Origin of the sequence: Cognatundibacterium jejuense (assembly GCF_014284255.1) — a bacterium.
GTDB lineage: Bacteria > Pseudomonadota > Gammaproteobacteria > Burkholderiales > Burkholderiaceae_D > Undibacterium > Undibacterium jejuense.
Genome location: NZ_JACOFV010000006.1, coordinates 130347 through 151589, shown reverse-complemented (window position 1 = coordinate 151589; position 21243 = coordinate 130347). Strand labels below are relative to the sequence as shown.

Genomic DNA, 21243 nt, shown 5'->3' with positions numbered 1-21243 from the left:
TTTCCACTGTGCTCGCAAATCTACAGCATGCTAACGACGATCCTGCCGTGCCGCTACACCGGTTTTTTTATTGAAATGGCATTGGAGGCAGTATGAATCAACCCATCATGCAGGGCGTGGCAGCATTAAATGCACCCGCTTACGTGAAGCATCAGAAACTGATCAACTGGATCGCGGAAATTGCGGCCCTGACCAAACCTGCAAATATCGTCTGGTGCGACGGTTCGCAAGAAGAATACGATCGTTTATGCGCACAAATGGTCGCCGCTGGCACCATGAAAAAACTCAACGAAGCGAAGCGTCCGAACAGCTATCTGGCATGTTCCGATCCTAGCGACGTGGCGCGTGTTGAAGACCGTACTTACATCTGTTCTGAAAAGAAAGAAGATGCTGGTCCAACCAACAACTGGATGGCGCCTGCAGAAATGCGCGCGACATTAAACCCATTGTTCGACGGCTGCATGCAAGGCCGTACCATGTACGTTGTCCCATTCTCCATGGGTCCACTGGGTTCACCTATCGCGCACATTGGCGTTGAATTGTCTGACTCACCATACGTGGCTGTCAATATGCGCATCATGACGCGTATGGGCAAAGCTGTGTATGACGTATTGGGCACAGACGGTGACTTCGTTCCTTGCGTACACACTGTTGGCGCACCGCTGGCAGCCGGTCAGGCTGACGTTGCATGGCCATGCAACAGCACCAAATACATTGTTCACTACCCAGAAAGCCGCGAAATCTGGTCGTTTGGTTCCGGCTACGGCGGCAACGCTTTGCTCGGTAAAAAATGCTTTGCATTGCGTATCGCGTCCACGATGGGTCGCGACCAAGGCTGGTTGGCTGAACACATGCTGATTCTGGGCGTTGAGTCGCCAGAAGGCAAAAAACACTATGTCGCAGCGGCCTTCCCATCGGCGTGCGGCAAAACTAACTTTGCCATGTTGATTCCGGCGATCAAAGGCTGGAAAGTCACCACCATTGGTGACGATATTGCCTGGATCAAACCAGGTGCTGACGGTCGTTTGTATGCGATCAACCCAGAAGCGGGTTATTTTGGTGTCGCACCAGGTACCAATACCGCAACCAATTCCAACTGCATGGCATCATTGACCTCCAACACCATTTTCACTAACGTCGGTCTGACTGATGATGGTGATGTGTGGTGGGAAGGCATGAGCAAAGAAGCGCCAGCACATCTGATCGACTGGCAAGGTAAAAACTGGACGCCAGAAATCGCTAAAGAAACTGGCCGCAAAGCTGCCCATCCAAACGCGCGTTTCACCGTTGCAGCGACACAAAATCCGGTCATCGACGCGGCATGGGATGATCCTGCTGGCGTGCCTATTTCTGCGTTCATTTTCGGCGGTCGTCGTTCAACCACTGTGCCATTGGTTACCGAAGCGCGGAACTGGGTCGAAGGCGTGTACATGGCAGCGACCATGGGTTCTGAAACCACTGCGGCGGCGGTCGGTCAACAGGGCGTTGTTCGCCGCGATCCATTCGCGATGTTGCCGTTCATGGGTTACAACATGAGCGACTACTTCCAGCATTGGTTAAACATGGGTAAGAAGATTGAATCCATGGGCGCGAAATTGCCCGCCATCTACTGCGTGAACTGGTTCCGTACCGATGACAATGGCAAATTTGTCTGGCCAGGTTTTGGCGACAATATGCGCGTGTTGAAATGGATGCTGGAGCGCATTGAAGGTTCAGCCAACGGCGTTGAAAACGTCTTTGGTGTGACACCGACATTTGCGGATTTGAATTGGGAAGGACTGAACTTCACCGAAGAACAATTCCACACCATCACATCCATCGATAAAGCCGCTTGGCAAACCGAATTGGGCTTGCATACCGAGTTGTTTGAAAAACTCGCGTATCACTTGCCACAAGAACTGGAAGCGACCCGCGTCGCCTTGGAAAAACGCCTGCTGGCTTAATTTCCTTATTCCCTCAAAAAAGCGCGATTCAATCGCGCTTTTTTTATGCCCGAATGAAAACTTCAGTCATTTTTTGCAAGGCGGGTGCAGACCTTTAAATCCTTGCAACAAAAATCACGGCGCTTATGGGGTTGCACTCGCCCTGCTATCCGTCATTTTTGCGTAACTCTTGTTGTTGGTATATGATGCAAATACGACATCAGATAACTTCGAAAGAACGTATGCCGGCATTGTTCAACAACTTGCGACGACCACTTCTTTTGCTTGTTTTCGGATTTCAGTTCGGGATGTCCCACGCTACTGAGATCTTACAAATTTATGTACCTGATGTGGAGCGGCCATCGAGATTAATGGCAGAAAAAATATTGACGCAGGCTTTTAATACCATGCATGTCAATGTCAGTTTCGTCCCGCTTCCCGGCCTGCGTATGCAAGTGATGTGGAGAGAAGGGAAACTGGATGGAAATGCAGTCCGGGCACTATCGACGGATCTCGTTAACGGCGTCAAAGTCGATTTTCCTGTCGCCTACGAAGAAGCGGTGGTATATACCATCAACAAAAAATTCACGCCAAATGGTTATGATAGCTTGCGACCGTATCGTGTCGGTTATATCGCTGGCACGGCCTACTTTGAAGAGCGTCTTAAAAATACACCGGAGCGCGAGTCAGCACCATCGATTGAATCCTTATTTAAAAAACTCGAAGTAGGTCGTTCAGACATCGTAGTCGAGTCACGTTTTAGTGCTTGCGTCCTGAAAAAATTAGGGATTCAGGATGTTGTTATCTTAGAACCTGCGCTAGAACGTCGCCCCATTTACACCTATCTGCACGTGCGACATAAAGATTTGATTCCAGAATTGGAAAGTACTTTAAAAGCAATGGAAGACGACGGTAGCATCAAAAAGCTTCAAGACGAGGCAATTACTGAATATCGCCAAAAATGTCCTGCTTAGTAAGTGATCTGGTTGAATCAAATCGCTACTGACTTGTTTTCAACGAATACAGATATAAAAAAACCGCGAACCTGAGCAGGGCGCGGTTTTTTTATGAGTGACAAACAAATCAGCGGAAATACGGTGCATGCGGTGGCGCACGTTTCGCCAGACTACTATTGAGGGTGACGACAGCTATATCTCCTGATTTAGCATCTACTTTAACGCTTCGCTTACTGAATAACTTAAACGCTGGCTTGCTTAAATAAGCGAGAGGAAACGCGATTGGCCATGTCGTCAGCCACGCTTCCATCCAAGTGGCAAAGAATTCATTGTCAAAGCCTATCCACACTAAGCGCAAAAAGGCCGTCACAAACAAAGTAATCAGACCGGTACTCAACAAACTCGGCATCATCGACGCCAGGCTGCGGGAACCGGCGATCAAACGTGGAGTTTTGTCAAATTGACGCGCGGAATACGCAGAGGGCGTTTTATCGCTGTACACTGATAAATGCTGCATTGCAAAATCCTCTTTTTTGGACTGATAAATGTTGTTACTTAATTTTTGCTTCGTGTTGGCTTCGTGGGGGCTTAACCGCGAGCAGCTAAAGCGCGCAGTTCAGCAGCCATATTTGGCGAACTACGGTCAAAATCGTTTGCGATACGGCGAATGGTCAGCGCATTACGCAAGTTACGGATGGCAGTTTTTTCTTCGCGTGTTTTCTTTGGTGCGACGATCAGCTTCAATGCTTGTGCAATACCGGTCAGCAACGGTTTAAACACAACAAACATGGAGGCAAACAGGCCAAGGCCGAGTAATGGACGAACTGAGGCCACGATAGAACTGATCGCGACTTCTGCCATAGGGACAGCTGCGGTAGCTGGAAAAGCAATATTGAGGAAACTCATGATGATCTCTACGATGATTTTTGGTTGATGAGAGCATCATATTGCATTGCAACATATAATTCTAATTTCCATTTCCTATAATTAATATATCGTTTGTGAATAATTGCTCTTAACAATATCAACGGAGACAAGCAATATGAATTTTCTGACTCTGGATTTGAATTTATTACGGGTCTTTGATGCCGTGATGATTGAACAAAATCTCACACGGGCTGCGGATAAACTCGCCATGACCCAGCCAGCGGTCTCGAATGCTTTAAAACGCTTGCGTTATTCACTCGATGACGAATTATTAATACGTACGGCGTATGGAGTTAAACCGACGCCACGTGCTGAAATTTTATGGCCAACGATACGGGAGGCACTCGCCAAGCTCGAAGCAGCAATGGCGCCTGGCACGTTTGATGCTTCTAAAGCACAAGTAACCTTCCGCATGGCCATGGCGGATGCGACCGCAGCATTGTGGATGCCGACCCTGGTTGGTGCGATTCAAAATGAAGCACCAGGCGTCAATGTACGCATGGTGCCCCTGACGACGCGTGAACCACGTCCTATGCTATTGCGCGGCGATATCGATATTGCCGTGGGGTTTTTCCCCGGGGTGGTGGCGCAATTGTCTGGCGGACAAGCAGCAGGTACCAGTGCGATCCGGCATGAACGCTTATATACAGGTCATTATGTGTGCGTGATGCGGCAGGGTCATCCTCTTGCCAGCTCCAAACTCAGTCTTGATGATTATTGCTCGGCCAAACATTTGCTGGTCAGTTTTTCCGGCCGGGCACACGGGCTAATCGACGAAGTTTTGGAAAAAATGGGACGTGAACGCCATATTCTGCTGACGATTAATCAGTTCTTTACTGCCGGTAGGGTAGTAGCACATTCTGATTTGTTGACGGTACTACCACGCCACCTTATTTCAGCCACGGGCATGACCGACGCACTGGTTTGGAAAGAATTACCTTTCGATACACCTGAAGTGCATGTAGATATGCTGTGGCATGAACGCGATAGCCGCAATCCCGCGCATCAATGGTTGCGTAACAATTTGACCAATATGACACATTCAGACCTGGTGCCGGAGCTTGAACGGGAAGTAGAAATCGGTCATTAAGGTTATTTCCGATATCGCCTAAATTGCTTTGTGTCAATCCAGAGCTGTTTTGTTACAAGAATATATATTTGCATTGTTGCTATACAAAAAGAAAATTGATAATCTGTCTGTAAATTTAACAATTTATTACAATTTTCTTTTTTCACGACTAATGCGAAATCTTCAGGACCAGCGACAAGGTCCTTAATGCATCTTTGCGCTAGTTTGTTTCTTGTGATTTCAACACCATCGCGGGCGACGAGCGTCCTTGATTGACACAAAAAAATGCATTTTTCCTCTTCACGGCATTGGTTAATTTGCATATTAAGTCTGTCATTTTTCCTGTTCAAAGGAATGACAGCGCAAGCTGCTGCGTTACAGATTGGTCAGGATACAGGCAAGCTTGCGCTGCAATCACGATTTGAGGTATTCGAGGATAAGTCTGGAAAGCTAGAACTATCGGACCTGCTGCAACCAGCTATCAAACAACAATTTACGCCATTAGCAGGTAATCTCAGTGCTGAATACTCGCCTTCGGCGTATTGGCTAAAGTTAGAATTGCAGAGAGAGAATAGCACCGCGCAAAAAGACTGGCTGGTTGAAATGATACCGGTCATGCTTGATGATATTCGTATGTTTCAACTGCATGCGAATGGAGAAATTGAGGTACACAAAGCCGGTGACCACCTTCCGTTTTCACAACTAGAAATCCAACATCATTATCCACTGTTTCAAATTCACATCGACGATACTGCAATTCACACCTTGTACTTTCGCATACAAAGTACCAGCTCCGTATTCTTTCGCGCAACTTTATACGATCAAAAAACCTTCAGCGAAGCATCCAATTTTCTGTCTAGTCTGATTGGAATTTTTTACGGCATTATGTTGGCGATGATCATCTACAACAGCTTGTTAATGGTCAGCTATCGCGATATCTCTATGTTCCATTATCTGATGTTATCGATCAGTACGCTGATTGCGAGCATGAGCGTCAATGGGCACATAGGTTTGTACTTCGCACCGGATTGGCCATGGCTGGTTGATATTTTGCCAAACGTGATGCCAAGACTCATCGTGCTGAGTTCGTCGATGTTTATGTGCAGTTTTTTGAAGCTGAAAACGACGTTCTCACTTGCCAATAAAGTGTTCAGGTTCGTGCAACTGAATATTGTGTTATTTCTGGTGTTGACGTTAGCTGGACATCAGCCAGAGCTGGCGCGTGTCGGTCAATATTTGGGATTGGTTCAAATTTGTCTGTTTTTTCCAGCTTCTCTGGTGGTTGCCCTACGTGGATATACACCAGGATATATTGTGCTATTAGCCTCCACGGCATGGATCTCCGGCACGATACTAATCCCATTACGCAATTTAGGCTTCATCGAATCGAGCTGGCTAAGCGACTTTGGGTTTCAGATCGGCGCTGCAATTGAAGTGATTCTGTTAGCCCTGGCGCAGGCCTACAAAATCAGCCTGATCAGAGCTGAAAATGTTCGCGTTCAAAAGCAATTGCTCAAAGTCTCGCAACAAGCAGAATATGAACTGGAGGCCAAAGTCAGATTGCGCACCAATGAATTAAATGAGGTTGTTCAACGTTTAAAGAAAACCGATAAAGAGAAAAACGACTTTCTCAGCATCGCTGCGCACGATTTAAAAAGCCCATTGACCAGCATCATTGGCATGAGTGAGTTATTGCTGCAAATGTATCACCGTATTCCCAAAGAGCAGCAGCAGAATTATCTGAGCCGAATTAATGCCAGTGGCAAACGCATGATGCATATTGTCACCAATTTACTCGATGTTAATGCGATGGAAAGTGGCGATCTGCATTTACACAAAACCGAACTTGATCTGGGAAAATTACTGAACGACATCGCGCTACAGTACGAAGAAATGCTCAAAGCCAAGGACCTGACAGCAATTATTCATGTTGAAGAATCAGTGATCGTTTCAGCTGATATCAATGCCATGACGCGTATTATGGATAACTTAATTTCTAATGCGATCAAATTTTCCCCAGCAGGAAAATTTATCTGGCTTACAGTCAGTCAACATGAGGGAACGGGTCGATTTGAAGTGCGCGACCAAGGACCAGGTTTATCGGTCAAGGATCAACAGTCGCTGTTCACCAAATTCTCAAAACTATCTGCAGTACCAACGGCGGGTGAACATTCCAGCGGTCTTGGTTTATCGATCGTCAAAAAGTTAATCGAAGCACAAAATGGTGTAGTCAATTGCGTCAGTGAAGTGGGGGAAGGGGCAAGTTTCAGCATCGATTTACCTCTGGATATGCACGCCAGACAGCAGCCCATCGCTGTGGCTGCTTAGTGCAGATAAGGATTAAGAAAATTCAACACATACATCGGTATATCGATTTAGATTTACAATCACACCTCATTCCAAACAAACCTTCATTTAATTATGTTCACAGGCATCGTACAAGGTGTGGCTCGTATTGCTGAAATCAGTGATAAAACGGGCTTACGCACATTCAATATCGCGTTTCCAGAAGGCTTCTGTAAAGACCTTGAAATCGGCGCCAGTGTTGCCGTCGACGGCGTATGTCTCACAGTGACGCAGTTGCATGGCGACGATGCAGCTGACTTCGATGTCATGCAGCAAAGCCTCAATATCACTACTTTGGGTAAGTACAAAGTCGATAGTAATATCAACGTCGAACGTGCCGCAAAAGATGGCGCAGAAATCGGCGGCCACCCCTTATCCGGCCATGTTGACTTCACTGCCCATCTGGGAGCAATACGTGAGCTCGAAAACAATTACGTGTTGCGCATTCAGGTTCCGCCAGAATGGCTGCGTTATATTTTTGCCAAAGGCTACATTGCAATCAATGGTGCGAGCCTGACAGTGGCGGAAGTCAATCGGGAAGAAAACTGGTTTGAAGTCTGGCTAATTCCTGAAACTTTACGCATGACAGTATTTGCAGAAAAGACCGTCGGTTCTGCGCTGAATATTGAAATCGAACGCAGTACACAAGTAATCGTTGATACGGTGCGCAATATGTTGAGTGAAACCTTAGGACCTTTATTGCCAGCCCTTGATGCGCTACTCAAACAACAGGGTATATCCAGCGATAATTTGTTGTCAGCTGCAAATTCTGTTTTAAAGAAATAAGCTACTTGTAAAGTATATAAAGTAAAAAAAATGGTGGGTGCAACCCGCCAAATCATACTTCCCTCGCTGTGATTGTGATTGTGATTGTGATTGCTGAAATTTTGCGGTTTTCATCCGCCCCAGGCAATCACGTCAACTTCATTTTTTCTCCATAATTCTCATGCAAAATTTGTCTGCTCGTTTTCAACCATAGAATGAAGAGGATAATGATGAACAGCAAATCTTTGATCAGAATGATGTGGGCGTGTTGCTTAATCACTGGCACTATCACCAATAGCGCCAGTGCTCAATCCACCGACCAAAAACCACCTGCACAGCAAGAGGGTGAGCATGGTCCAAGGCGTGAACCTCCGCCGCAAGCCTATGAGGATTGCAAAGGAAAAAAAGAAGGCGATATCGTGCAGATCACTACGCCGCATGGAGGAAAAATTTCGGCAACTTGCACAACATCTGCGAAAGGCTTATTTGCGCGTCCTGAACGACCTCCGCGTCGCGATGGCGAGCCGCAAGATGGCCCGCCACCCAAAAAATAAGAGCATAAATCAAGTCTTGCTGCATTTCGCGGTAAGACTTGATTGCCAACATCACCGAACCGGTATGGCGCGAATTGATCTTCGCAGTAATCTTCATTAATAATGCTATTCCGCTGGTACCTGACCAAGCTCAATTAAAACTTCATGGGCTGAACGAAACGCATCAATTGCTAACGGCATACCGCAATAGACGCTTGCATGCAACAAAACTTCTTGTATCTCTTTCATACTGGCGCCATTATTAATTGCGCCACGAACATGACCTTTGATTTCATGGGCGCGGCCAAGTGCAGTGAGCATAGAAATTGTAATCAGGCTGCGTGTTTTTAATTCCAGTTCGCCGCGACACCATACTGTACCCCAGGCATTACGCGTTACAAATTCTTGTAATGGCGCAGTGAATGCATCGACGTTGCTGAAAGCCTTTTCAACAAAAGCATCACCCATGACTTTGGTGCGGATTTGCAAACCATTTTGAAACTGTTGATCCATTTATTCCTGCTTTCAATGAGATTTATAGAATGAAAAAGAATCTGAGCAAAAAATTTATACCAGATATCTATTGACATATAAAGTTACATAAAGATATATTCAATTCTGCGTACTCTTAGTAGTTCTGGTAGTTCTGGTGGTTCTAGTACTTTTAGTTTTTTTATTTTATATGTGGCGAGACTGAATTCAGCAAACTGGTAGTTAGATTACGTTAGAAAAGGGAACAACAATGTCTTTTCTTGAATCAAGCGACACACAGTTACCATCTTGGAAGGTGCTTATCGTCGACGATGAGCCTGATATCCATGCCGTTACCAAATTGACGCTCAGCCGATTTAAACTCGACCAACGTTCTTTGGCATTTTTACATGCCTATAGCGGCGCCGAGGCCAAACAAATTCTTGGTTCAGAAAGTGATATTGCTTTGGTCTTTCTTGACGTTGTCATGGAGACCGATGATGCGGGTTTGGAAGTAGCACGTTGGATGCGCCAAGATGCGGGCAATCATTTCACCCGAATAGTCTTACGCACAGGTCAACCCGGACAAGCACCCGAAGAAAGCGTGATCGTTGAATACGATATTAACGATTACAAAGAAAAAACGGAACTCGATCGCAAAAAATTATTTACCACTACATTTGCATCGCTACGAGCATACCGGGACATTATGCAGGTCGAAGAAGCACGACGCTTTCAGGCGAGTTATCGCGCTGGTCTCGAACGCGTCATTGATGCGTCAAGCCACATTTTTAAACTAAGAAATTTAACTGACTTTGCCAATGGATTATTGCAACAAGTGGTTGCTTTATTGCAGTTAGAAAATAGCATGTTAGTGCGTCTGCGCGGAGCGTCAGGTATTTCTGACGAAAACAAATATGAAGTGCTGGCGAAGATCGGTGATTTAAACAACGAAGATCAAATATTCACTCCGGCATTACTTGAGAAATTAAATCAGACTTGCGCCAATCGTATCTCCCATTTGTTTGGGGATACCTACGTAGGATATTTTCCAAACAGTAGCGGAAAAACCTCCTTATTTATCCTGCAAGGCGTCCAAAATGTTTCTGATATTGACATCAAATTATTGGAAGTTTTTTCCTCAGGTGTTGCTATTGCTTTTGACAATATATTGCTCAATCAGGAGATCACCGATACCCAAAGCGAATTGATTATGCGGCTGGGTGACGTGGTGGAATCTCGCTCCCATGAAGCAGGAAACCATGTGCGCCGGATGTCTGAAATATGCTATTTAATTGCGATCGCTTCTGGGATGAATAAGGCTGAAGCCGACATACTTAAACAAGCTGCGCCTATGCATGACATAGGAAAAATTGCGACGCCTGATTCCGTATTACTCAAACCAGGAAAACTCGATAGTGATGAATGGGAAATAATGAGACAACACCCTGGTGTGGGCATGTCTATATTGGATGGTTCACAAAGACCGATATTGCGTGCCTCGGCCATTATCTCCCATCAGCATCACGAAAAATTTGATGGTAGTGGTTATCCACAGGGTTTAAAAGGTGAAGAAATTCATCCGTTTGCACGGATCGTCGCCGTGGCAGATGTCTTCGATGCGCTCATACAAAAACGTTGCTACAAACCTGCATGGCCGGTCGAGGAGGTACTGGCACATTTGCGGCAAATCGCTGGAACGCATCTGGATCCGAGGTTTGTCGACACGCTGATTAACAATGTTGATCAGGCACTGATTTTTAACGAACGTTACCCAGGTTAAACACCGTGTGTCAATTCAGTCAGAATTTATAGCAGCGATATTAGGGTGAATAATTCGATGTAGCGGAAACTTCATGTGATACTGCAATCCTTGACCTGGCTCACTCTTTACTTTGACCTGACCAGCAAGTGGCCCGGTTACGAGATTATAAACAATATGTGCGCCTAAGCCACTTCCCCCATTGCCCCGCTTGGTCGTATAAAAAGGCTCAAAAAGCTTTTCCAGTTCAGCACTCGTCATCCCTTTTCCATCGTCGCGATAATGCAACACGACGTGTCCTTGACTCTCGTCGTCGAGCTCAACATGAATTTGCATTTTCCCTTTATCTGCGCCCTCAAAACCATGTAATAAAGAATTGGTGATCAGATTGGTGACGATTTGAGAAATAGCACCGGGATAGGTTTTCATTTTGATGCCCTTCGGGCATTCCAAACTGACTTCGAATTTTTTCCCCTTTAATTTTGGTTGAAGAGAAAATAAGACTTCCTCCAGATATTGATGCATATCGAACTCGCGTATGCTTTCCGAAGACTGATCTACGGCGACTTGCTTAAAACTTTTCACCAAATCCGCACCACGCTGAATGTTGGTGGTGGTGATACGTAAAGCCTGATCGAGAACACTTAAAAAGTCGGTCAGTCCATCTTTCTTTAAATTACCCTCCGCAAAATCTTTTTTGATGCAACTCAATTCTTCCACCATGTGACTAGTGGCGGTAACACATATACCTAAAGGAGTATTAATTTCATGCGCAACCCCTGCGACAAGACGTCCTAACGACGCTAGTTTTTCCTGACCAATTAATTCTGCTTGCGCGGTTTTGAGGTTCTCTAGCGCCAAATTAAGTTTATTGTTTTTTTGTTCCAGTTCTAATTTAGCCTGGCGCACTTCTTCATCTGCCGTAATACGCGCAAAAGCGGCAGCAACGTGATTAGCAACAAAGGCAATCAACTCCAGATCAGCCTGTGTATAAGTTAAAGTAGGTTGATAACTTTGAATAATGATCACACCATATAAACGGTCATCAGCAAACAGGGGGGCGCCGATCCAGCTGTAGGTTGATACATTTCCTAAAACTTGAATTTCGCCACGTTGAATTAACTCACTCAGCGTAGTTTGATTAATGAGCTGCGCTTGTTTCTTACGAACGACATAAGAGGTCATTCCAGCACCAAGTGGAAAACGGCTACCTGTCGCATCATCATCAATTTCATCGACAAAATATTCAACACTAAATTCCTGCGTATCTTCATGAAAAAGAGCGACGACGAAATTGGGAACCGCCATCAGCTCCTGGAGAATTTGGTGTAGGCGCGAAAATTTTCTGTCTTCAGCGGAAGCAAAGACCGATAATTCAGCAATTTGATACAGTGCTCTTTGCAAAGATTCTGCTTTACGACGTTCCTCAACCTGATGCTCTAACATAGCCGTACGTTGCTTCACCGCTTGCTCTAAGCGATCAACACTCATTAGGTTTTGCAGAGCGGTGGATACGTGTCCGGCAATCAATCCAAACAGATCCTGATCTTCTTCAGTATAGATATGATGTTTATCATAAATTTGAATCGCCATGGCGCCAAGTGCCCTGCGCTGTTGATCCAATAAGGGATGACCCATCCAATATTGAGCGCGCGTGCCATTTCCCCATTCCCGGTTTTCTCGTTCACGGGCTTCATCGTCAGCAGCGGTCATAAACTGTGGCTGACGATTTAAAATGACCCAGGCAGTAGGAGATTCTTCAGGACTGGCTAAAGTGAAGCTTTGCGAGGCGTCAGGAAAGGTGTCAACTTCGTCAACACGATATACAAAACGCAAACTGTTTTGCGCCTCATCGTAGATTGCAACATAAAAATTAGCCGCATACATGAGGCGGCTAATTGATTGATGAACAGATTGCAGAAAATCACCGATGTCGTTGCAGGACGCAGATATCCGGCTGATTTCTAACACAACATCTTGCACAGCTTCTAATCTCTTCAGGCGTTCCATAGGAGATTCCTATCTGAATTTGCTGACAAATTTTCTGCTCTACGTGTTCTCGATTTAATGCTATGTTTGTGTACTTTAGCCTATTTTTTTACTTAATAGGCAGGCAACTAGTATTTTTGACTTCTTCCATTACAGCATAAGTGTGTGTTTCACGCACACCATTAAGCTGCAATAAAGACTTACCCAAGAAATCGCGATAAGCATTCATGTCTTTGACACGTGCTTTGACCAGATAATCAAAGCCACCAGCAACCATATGGCATTCCAGAACCTCGGGAATGGCTTGCACTCCGCGGCGGAACGCATCGAAAACGTCTGGCGTGGTGCGATCTAAAACTACTTCGATAAACACTAACAAAGCCACATCAAGCAAATGTGGATTAAGTTGCGCTGTATAACCAAGAATGTAACCTGACTCTTGCAGCTTACGCACGCGTTCGAGACAGGCGGCTGGCGACAAGTTAACGCGGGTCGCCAGTTCTACATTGCTGATACGGCCATCATTTTGTAATTCGGCCAGAATTCTTTTACTGATTTTGTCGAGCATAAGAAGTCAAAAATCGTCAAGTGAGGGGTTAATAATATTCGGTATTATTTTCTCACAAAAAAGAAAATTTCGATATATGTTCTCAATACCAGAATTAATCCTCAAAGAGCATCTATACAATGAAATCATATTTGTTTTGATTATTTTTATATGATTGCGACCACTGTGCCTACTACTTCCATCCCATTTTCCGCGCTCCAATCTGAGCTTTTACCACCTGCGAGCCCATTGAGAGCAGCTATTACGCAAGTTTACCGCCGAAATGAAGTTGACGCAGTGCAATGGTTACTTTCGCAAGTCGACCCGCATGACAATTTACAGAAAGATGTTGCACAACTCGCACACCAATTAGTCAGTGCGGTACGTGAGCAGCGTACTCGCGCCTCCGGCGTGGATGCCTTAATGCACGAGTTTTCGCTTTCTTCAGAAGAAGGTGTCGCGTTAATGTGTCTGGCAGAAGCCTTGCTGCGCATTCCGGATCATCAAACAGCTGATCGTTTAATCGCCGATAAAATTAGTAAGGGCGATTGGGCCAAGCATCTGGGAGAATCTCCGTCTTTATTTGTGAATGCTGCCACCTGGGGCTTATTGGTGACGGGTAAATTAGTCAGCACCAATAGCGAAACCGGGCTTGGTGCCGCCTTGACCCGCCTGATAGCCAAAGGTGGCGAACCACTGATCCGTAAAGGCGTGGATTTGGCGATGCGTATGCTTGGCAATCAATTCGTGACCGGCCAAACGATTGAAGAAGCAATCAAAAATAGTCAGGACAATGAAAAGCGCGGCTATCGTTATTCTTACGATATGTTGGGTGAGGCGGCACTGACCGCCAAAGATGCAGCGTTTTATTACAACTCGTATGAAACCGCGATCCATGCTATCGGCAAGGCGTCAAATGGTCGTGGCATTAAAGATGGTCCAGGTATTTCCGTCAAACTGTCGGCTTTGCATCCGCGTTATTCGCGTGCACAACGTGACCGCACAATGACGGAGTTACTGCCTTTATTGAAAAAATTACTGGTACTTGCCAAGCAATACAATATCGGTCTCAATATCGATGCAGAAGAAACCGACCGTCTGGAACTTTCGCTCGATCTGATGGAAGCACTCGCATTTGATCCTGATCTGAAAGGTTTTGAAGGTCTGGGCTTTGTGGTGCAGGGCTATCAAAAGCGTTGCCCATTCGTAATCGATTATCTGATTGATCTGGCACGTCGTAGCGGTAGCAAGTTTATGGTGCGTCTGGTGAAAGGTGCTTATTGGGATGCAGAAATCAAACGTGCTCAAGTCGATGGCATGAGTGATTTTCCCGTCTATACCCGCAAGGTATACACCGACTTGTCCTATCTGACCTGTGCACAAAAATTATTGGGCGCCACCGATGTGATTTATCCACAGTTCGCTACCCATAATGCACTGACCTTGTCGACCATTTATACCTGGGCTAAACAAGCAGGTGTGACCGACTATGAATTCCAATGCCTGCATGGTATGGGCGAAACTTTATACGATCAGGTGGTAGGAAAAGACAAGTTGAATAAGCCTTGCCGTATTTATGCACCCGTGGGCTCTCATCAGACTTTGCTTGCCTATCTGGTTCGTCGCTTATTAGAGAACGGTGCAAACTCATCCTTCGTCAATCAAATTGTCGATGAAAGCGTATCGATTGATACCCTGATCGCTGATCCGATCAAAGTGGCACGTGAACTCGGCGGCAAACCACATGCTGGTATTTCTGCGCCAGCAGATTTATTTGGGAAAGAACGTAAAAATTCTGCCGGTCTGGATTTTTCCAATGAAATCACTTTACAAGAAATTTCTACCCATTTCGCCCAATCTGCACAGCAAAAAATTACCGCAACTTCATTGTTAGCAGGTGAGATTAGTATCGGCGCGAGCCACCCTGTATTAAATCCAGCAAATCAATCCGATGTAGTTGGCGAAGTAATGGAAGCTAATACGCAGGACGTTCAAAATGCGCTTCATTCGGCACAACATTTTGCATTAGAGTGGCAAGCAACCGCACCTGTAACTCGTGCGTCTTATCTGAAAAAAGCGGCCGATTTACTGGAATCACAAACCATGGATTTCATGGCTCTGGCTATCCGTGAGGCAGGAAAATCCTTACCAAATGCGCTAGCGGAAGTCAGAGAAGCGGTCGACTTTTTGCGCTATTACGCCGCGCAAGTAGAAGCACAGGTGAATATCCAGGCATTGGGTCCTGTCGTGTGTATCAGCCCATGGAATTTCCCGCTGGCGATTTTTATTGGTGAAGTGAGTGCCGCTTTGGCTGCAGGTAATGTGGTACTGGCCAAACCTGCTGAACAAACGCCATTGATCGCATTCAAGGCGATACAGTTATTGCATCTAGGGGGCGTACCGCGTGCTGCTGTCCAGTTTTTGCCTGGCACAGGTGAGGTCGTTGGCGCACAGCTGGTGGCTGATGCACGTGTCAAGGGCGTTATTTTTACGGGTTCTACGGAAGTTGCTCAGATCATCAATCGGACTTTGACAAAACGTGCGATCGCTGAAGGCATTGATATTCCATTGATCGCCGAAACTGGCGGTCAGAACGCAATGATTGTTGATAGTAGCGCGTTACCAGAACAAGTTGTCAATGACGTCTTATCTTCAGCATTTGATAGTGCTGGTCAGCGTTGTTCTGCTTTGCGTATTTTGTGTCTGCAAGAAGACATCGCCGACAAGACTATAGAAATGTTGCACGGCGCAATGCAAGAATTGCGCGTGGGCCAGCCCGACCGTCTGGTTACTGATATCGGCCCGGTGATTGATGCTGAAGCACAAAGCAATTTGCAAAAGCACATCGACTACATGCGTGACAAAGCAAAAGCCTTCTACTCCTTGGACTTAGCAGCATCTTGCCGCCAGGGTACGTTTGTGGCACCAACTGTCATGGAGATCGCGAATCTGGCTGAGTTGAAAAAAGAAGTCTTCGGTCCGGTGTTGCACATCCTGCGTTTCAAACGTGATCAGTTGCCAAATCTGATTGATCAGATCAATGGCACGGGTTTTGGTCTGACTTTAGGCATTCATTCTCGTATTGATGAAACCATCAACTTCATCACTAGCCTCGCCCATGTAGGCAATATCTATGTGAACCGCAATATCGTTGGTGCGGTGGTTGGGGTGCAACCATTTGGTGGCGAAGGCAAATCCGGTACTGGTCCTAAAGCTGGTGGTCCGCTGTACCTGAAACGTTTGCAACGTACACCACACATTGGCCTGGGTGGACATACCGTATATGAACGTCAGGCGCCAACGCCACTAGATGCAATGTTGGTATGGGCGAAAGCGAATGGCTTGAACAACCTTGCCGTGTTAGGCGAACAATATATTCATCACAGTCCATACAAGGTAACCCAGGTTTTACCAGGGCCTACCGGTGAAAGAAATACTTTGTCTTTTGCGCCGCGCGGTCAGGTTTTCTGTGCTGCTACTAGCTTAGCTTGTTTGTTAAATCAATTAGCTGCAACACTGGCGACTGGCAACACGGCTGTGATGACTTTGCAATCAGCAGCTTTGCTGCCGGCGAATTTCCCGGCGGAGTTACGTAGCCAGATTCACACTGCCGAAGCAAAAGAGTGTGATGCGCAAATCGCGCTGGTTGAAGGCGCATTGCTCAATGCGTATAAATCGATGTTTGCAGAACGTGATGGCGCTATCGTTTCCGTGATCGAAACCCACGACAACGTCGAGATACCATTGTGGCGCCTGGTCGCTGAGCGCGCTTTATGCGTCAATACAACCGCAGCTGGTGGCAATGCGAGTTTGATGAGTATGGCAAGTTAAACTTCTTCCTATGCTGATTCTGTGTTGCTCGTAACGATGCGGAATCAAACAAAAAGCCCGGCAAAGTTATTTTTGTCGGGCTTTTTTGTGTCACGAACCAATGTAGCGGCAAAAAGAAGGTTCATTGATTTTATTTATTAAAAATACAATTTTTTATTAAAAAGTTTTCTTTTTAATAAAAATTTAAAAATAATCATCTCTTTTTTTGCGCCCTACGACAAAAAGCTCAAGAGGCGTTGTTTTTTTTGAGAGGATTTCCTCTAGAATTGCTCTATTGGCTATTCACTCCTATTGTCGGGTGAGATACTAATTAACGAGTTTTAGGACGACCGTTCCATTACTTGCAAATAATTCTACTAAGGAGACAAAAAAATGCGTCAAATCAATTTGACCCTGGGCTTGCTCACAGCCGCCCTGTTGAGCGCCTGTGGCGGCGGTGGATCTGCCGGCCCAACAGTTAGTACCAGCACAGCACGCGGTGTGCTGGTCGCAAACCCACCAAATCTGGTACCAATTCCACAAGCAAATGGCACAGCCGTTCCACAACTGGATCCAGTTACATTTGCAGCGATGTTAAATGCAGCACAACCTGGTCTGACTCAAATTACGGGTACACCAGTTTGCTCCATTTCTACGTATTACATGAAGTACAACACCGTTGGTAGCAAAGGCGAACCAGCTACAGCTACTGGTGCTATTTTTGTTCCTTCTGGCTCTGCCGCACAATGCGCAGGTCCACGCCCAGTGGTAGTTTACGCACATGGAACAACAGTAACTAAATCATTCAATATGGCTAACTTGCAATCAAATCAAGAAGCCGTTCTGGTTGCTGCTACTTTTGCTGCGCAAGGTTACATCGTTGTTGCACCAAACTATGCCGGCTACGATTTGTCTTCCTTGCCATATACTGGTTATTTGGATGCCTCACAGCAATCCAATGACGTCATCGATAGTTTGCGCGCTGCACGCCAGGCTTTCCCAAATATTGGTGCTCAAGATTCTGGTAAATTGTTCCTGACTGGTTATTCCCAAGGTGGTTACGTTGCTTTGGCGACGCAACAATCGATGCAAAATAACTATTCAAGCGAATTTAAAGTAACAGCGTTGGCAGGTGGTTCTGGTCCATACGCGACATCTGCACTGGCTGACGCAATTTTTGCTCAACAGCCAAACTTAGGTGGAACTGCTTTCTTGCCGTTGATTACCAATGCATGGCAAGCACACTATGGCAATATCTATGGCGCTGGTGGCGATGCTTCCAATATCTATGCAGCACCATACGCGGCAACAATACAATCTTTGATTCCTGGTAACTACGCAAGCATCACTGATTTGTATACGTCAGGTGCTTTACCTGCGACAGCAATGTTTTCGTCTACTTATGGTGGAGTTATTGGTCAAGTTACTTACGGTGGCCAATTACCAGCGCAGTTAGCACCATTCTATGGTTCAGGTAATTTGGTTTCAGACACGTTTGCTCTTGGATTTTTGCAAGATATCAAAGCTAATCCTTGTACAACGATGACAACGCCAGCAACTCCGTTGAACTGCAAACCTGCAAATACAGTCAGACAAGCAGCGATCGCAAATGATTTGCGTACCCTGCCAGTACCAACCGTTCCTGTTCTGCTGTGCGGTGGTAAGAATGATCCAACAGTATTCTTCGCAAGTACTCAAGCTGAACAAGCTTTCTTGGCAGGGAATGGTTTTGGTGCTCCTTACTTAAGTGTACTTGACGTTGATTCATCTCCTACCAGCGCTGCAGATCCATTTGCGGCGGCTAAAGTCGGATTTGCAACTGCCAAAGCTAAAGTAGCTGCTGCTGCTACTGCTGCCGGTCAGACACCAGCACAAGTTCAAGCAACAGTGCTTAGCCAATACCACGGCGCATTGGTTCCACCGTTCTGCAATGCTGCGGCTGCAGGTTTCTTCCAACAATTTGCGAAGTAATTAGGAGACGCAATCATGAAAAAAATACATATCGCATTGTGTGCTATTTTGGGTTTAAGTTCTTTGTCGGCAGTAGCTGAAGACAAAAATCTGGTTGCTGCAGGTTTTGGTTATATTGCGGTTAATTCCAGTTCACCAGACTTTGCATCGAACGGCCCGGCATTTTTGACGCCACAACCAGCGGGTTTGACAGTTGGTAGCGCATCGACCTTGTTGTTTGGTTTTTCCCACATGGTCAGTGACCATTGGGCCGTTGCGCTTGCTGGCGGAATCCCACCAAAGCACGATATTTTTGGTCGTGGCAACTTAGCGCCATTTGGTGTGATTACAACTGTAAAACAGTTTGCGCCAACGGTATTTGCTAATTACCATTTCAATGAAAGCGGTTCAAAGTTCCGTCCATTCGTTGGCCTGGGTATTAACTATACGAAGTTTTATGACATTACGTCTCAACCAGCAGGAAATCTTGCTTCTGGTGGCCCAACTAGCGTAACGCTTTCTTCATATACAGGCTTGGCGGCAACTATTGGTATGAACTATAAAATCGCCGACCATTGGTACATCAATGCCAATATCGCTGCTGCGGACGTTAGCACTGATATGGTCGCGACGACTGGTAGTATTCAACGTACTACACACGTTAAGCTGAATCCTATTTTGTATTCAGCAGGCATTGCTTATAGCTTCTGATAACGTGCATTATTAGCGGTATTGAACAAAAAAAAACGGGGTTCTTCGAACCTCGTTTTTTTTTATGCATTTGATTTATGATTGTTATGCCAGTTTGTAAACTGCACTATGGTTTGCGGCACGTGGGTATAAGAAACGACGCGCCCATGTTTTATGAGCAGTATGAACATAATAAGGACCTTCAGTTGATATCGCTAGTTACTGCAATTGCAATTTTGTTGATCGGCTTTTCTCTTTGTAGCTCTGTGCTGTTAGCCATCACGCATTTTAATAAAAAGCACTATCAGGATTTAGTGTTTTCGCGCTATATAGGATTGGTTTTACTTGCTGGCCTGTGCGGTTTGCAAGTCACGCATTTTTTCTGGCTTTATGCAGATCTGAATTGGGTATCGGAGAAGGGCTACAACGTTCTGCTGTTTATTATTGCCCCAGCGTTTTTTCTATTTAGCAAACCAATTTTACTCAAAAATACTCGACAAAACCCTAAACTGATCGATGTAATACATTTGCTACCAATTGCCGTCTCACCGTTATTGGCTTCATGGTTAGCGCTTCCTATTGCATTTCTGTTGGGAGCGACTTACCTGGCCTGGTTGGCAAATAGTGTATTGCAACTACACAGCGAGAAGGAAAATTTTAAACATGAAATTCTGTTACTCGGTGGCGTTTTTATCATTGCCATTGCGGTCGCGGTTCTCGGGCTATTACGCACGTCATTGCCAGATAAATTATTTTTTAATTTATATTCAATAGCGATAGGTCTGGCTTTTTTTCTGGTACAAATTGCGCTCGGTATCAGACCTGATTTATCGCTTGAAGTACGTGAAAGCGCCAGTTATGCCTCGTCAACCTTAAACAACATCGATTGTGCATCGGCATTATCAAAGCTAGATAAACTGATGCAGATGAACAAAATCTATACCAACCCTGAACTTGGCCTGGCGGAATTAGCTCACCAACTTGAACTCAGTACACATCAAACTTCCGAATTAATAAACGTGAAATTAGGCAAAAACTTCTCGCGTTATTTACGTGAGCAACGTATCAATGCAGCTAAAGTCATGTTGAAAAATGAAGTCTCAGCATCAGTACTCTCGGTAGGTTTAAATGTTGGATTCTCTTCGCAATCAGGATTTTACGAAGCATTCAGGGAAATCGAAGGTATGCCTCCAGGGCAATACCGCAAGCTAATTTCTTCATCCTCAACTAGCTAAAAGAAGAGCTAAAAGAAGAGCTAAAAGTTCGTTTTTAAGCTATTTTGGTTCCTGTCTGATCATTCTGGAACCAAAAGCTATTCCATTTTTATCCTTCCGGAAGTCTGATCCTGCGCATTCCATAAAACTATAGGCTCTTCTTGCAATATTGGAGCCCTTAATGAATACGTATCTGGCTACGAATTTTACTTTCGTTAAATCATTCATCAATACAGCTGCAGATAGCTTATTAAATAGCTCACCATCCAAACACATTGCCCAAAATGTTTAT

The 21243-nt window shown here is 45.4% G+C and carries 16 protein-coding genes; 11 read left to right on the top strand and 5 right to left on the bottom strand.

All coding sequences use genetic code 11. From position 1 onward, the window contains the following. The first annotated feature begins 92 nt into the window (after positions 1-92). Together H8K32_RS08390 and H8K32_RS08385 are read left to right on the top strand one after the other, a co-directional pair. Entirely contained in the window at positions 93-1943 is a 1851-nt protein-coding gene (locus tag H8K32_RS08390; protein WP_186912029.1) for a phosphoenolpyruvate carboxykinase (GTP), read from the top strand. 287 nt (positions 1944-2230) lie between these two features. Further along, positions 2231-2896, top strand: coding sequence for a substrate-binding periplasmic protein (locus H8K32_RS08385; RefSeq protein ID WP_186912028.1), 666 nt, complete (start codon positions 2231-2233; stop codon positions 2894-2896). A 109-nt stretch (positions 2897-3005) separates the two neighbouring features. Here the strand turns inward: H8K32_RS08385 and H8K32_RS08380 are convergent, their stop codons facing one another. Together H8K32_RS08380 and H8K32_RS08375 are read right to left on the bottom strand one after the other, a co-directional pair. Further along, on the bottom strand, positions 3006-3395 hold the full coding sequence (locus H8K32_RS08380) for a DUF2798 domain-containing protein (protein ID WP_186912027.1): 390 nt from the start codon (positions 3393-3395) through the stop codon (positions 3006-3008). Positions 3396-3466: 71 nt separating this feature from the next. After that, the gene (locus H8K32_RS08375) at positions 3467-3784 is read right to left on the bottom strand and encodes a hypothetical protein (RefSeq protein ID WP_186912026.1); all 318 of its coding nucleotides are present in this window, start codon (positions 3782-3784) and stop codon (positions 3467-3469) included. A 136-nt stretch (positions 3785-3920) separates the two neighbouring features. Here H8K32_RS08375 and H8K32_RS08370 point away from each other — a divergent pair, with 136 nt between their 5' ends. From H8K32_RS08370 to H8K32_RS08355, 4 genes are all read left to right on the top strand, one after another. After that, the gene (locus H8K32_RS08370) at positions 3921-4895 is read left to right on the top strand and encodes a LysR family transcriptional regulator (RefSeq protein WP_186912025.1); all 975 of its coding nucleotides are present in this window, start codon (positions 3921-3923) and stop codon (positions 4893-4895) included. Positions 4896-5228: 333 nt separating this feature from the next. Continuing rightward, positions 5229-7202: a sensor histidine kinase gene (locus tag H8K32_RS08365; protein WP_186912024.1), complete on the top strand. Its 1974-nt coding sequence runs from the start codon at positions 5229-5231 to the stop codon at positions 7200-7202. Between the two features lie 93 nt (positions 7203-7295). Further along, positions 7296-8006 carry a riboflavin synthase subunit alpha gene (locus H8K32_RS08360; RefSeq protein WP_186912023.1) on the top strand — a complete coding sequence of 237 codons (711 nt, stop codon included), beginning with the start codon at positions 7296-7298 and terminating at the stop codon, positions 8004-8006. A 206-nt stretch (positions 8007-8212) separates the two neighbouring features. Continuing rightward, complete coding sequence (locus tag H8K32_RS08355) at positions 8213-8539, top strand: hypothetical protein (protein ID WP_222613051.1); 327 nt, start codon at positions 8213-8215, stop codon at positions 8537-8539. Positions 8540-8644: 105 nt separating this feature from the next. Here H8K32_RS08355 and H8K32_RS08350 read toward each other — a convergent pair whose 3' ends face one another. Further along, positions 8645-9031, bottom strand: a complete 387-nt coding sequence (locus tag H8K32_RS08350; RefSeq protein WP_186912021.1) for a carboxymuconolactone decarboxylase family protein — start codon at positions 9029-9031, stop codon at positions 8645-8647. A 229-nt stretch (positions 9032-9260) separates the two neighbouring features. Between H8K32_RS08350 and H8K32_RS08345 the strand changes: the two genes are divergently transcribed. Beyond that, entirely contained in the window at positions 9261-10772 is a 1512-nt protein-coding gene (locus H8K32_RS08345; protein WP_186912020.1) for a DUF3369 domain-containing protein, read from the top strand. Positions 10773-10787: 15 nt separating this feature from the next. Here the strand turns inward: H8K32_RS08345 and H8K32_RS08340 are convergent, their stop codons facing one another. Beyond that, complete coding sequence (locus H8K32_RS08340) at positions 10788-12761, bottom strand: GAF domain-containing sensor histidine kinase (RefSeq protein ID WP_186912019.1); 1974 nt, start codon at positions 12759-12761, stop codon at positions 10788-10790. A gap of 88 nt (positions 12762-12849) precedes the next feature. Then, complete coding sequence (locus H8K32_RS08335; RefSeq protein WP_110254407.1) at positions 12850-13308, bottom strand: Lrp/AsnC ligand binding domain-containing protein; 459 nt, start codon at positions 13306-13308, stop codon at positions 12850-12852. A 150-nt stretch (positions 13309-13458) separates the two neighbouring features. Between H8K32_RS08335 and putA the strand changes: the two genes are divergently transcribed. From putA to H8K32_RS08315, 4 genes are all read left to right on the top strand, one after another. Beyond that, positions 13459-17118, top strand: a complete 3660-nt coding sequence (gene putA / locus H8K32_RS08330; protein WP_186912018.1) for a trifunctional transcriptional regulator/proline dehydrogenase/L-glutamate gamma-semialdehyde dehydrogenase — start codon at positions 13459-13461, stop codon at positions 17116-17118. A gap of 372 nt (positions 17119-17490) precedes the next feature. Next, complete coding sequence (locus H8K32_RS08325) at positions 17491-19068, top strand: alpha/beta hydrolase family protein (RefSeq protein ID WP_186912017.1); 1578 nt, start codon at positions 17491-17493, stop codon at positions 19066-19068. A 15-nt stretch (positions 19069-19083) separates the two neighbouring features. Further along, on the top strand, positions 19084-19758 hold the full coding sequence (locus tag H8K32_RS08320; protein WP_186912016.1) for an OmpW/AlkL family protein: 675 nt from the start codon (positions 19084-19086) through the stop codon (positions 19756-19758). A 185-nt stretch (positions 19759-19943) separates the two neighbouring features. Beyond that, positions 19944-20972, top strand: a complete 1029-nt coding sequence (locus H8K32_RS08315) for a helix-turn-helix domain-containing protein (RefSeq protein ID WP_222613050.1) — start codon at positions 19944-19946, stop codon at positions 20970-20972. Positions 20973-21243 lie beyond the last annotated feature (271 nt).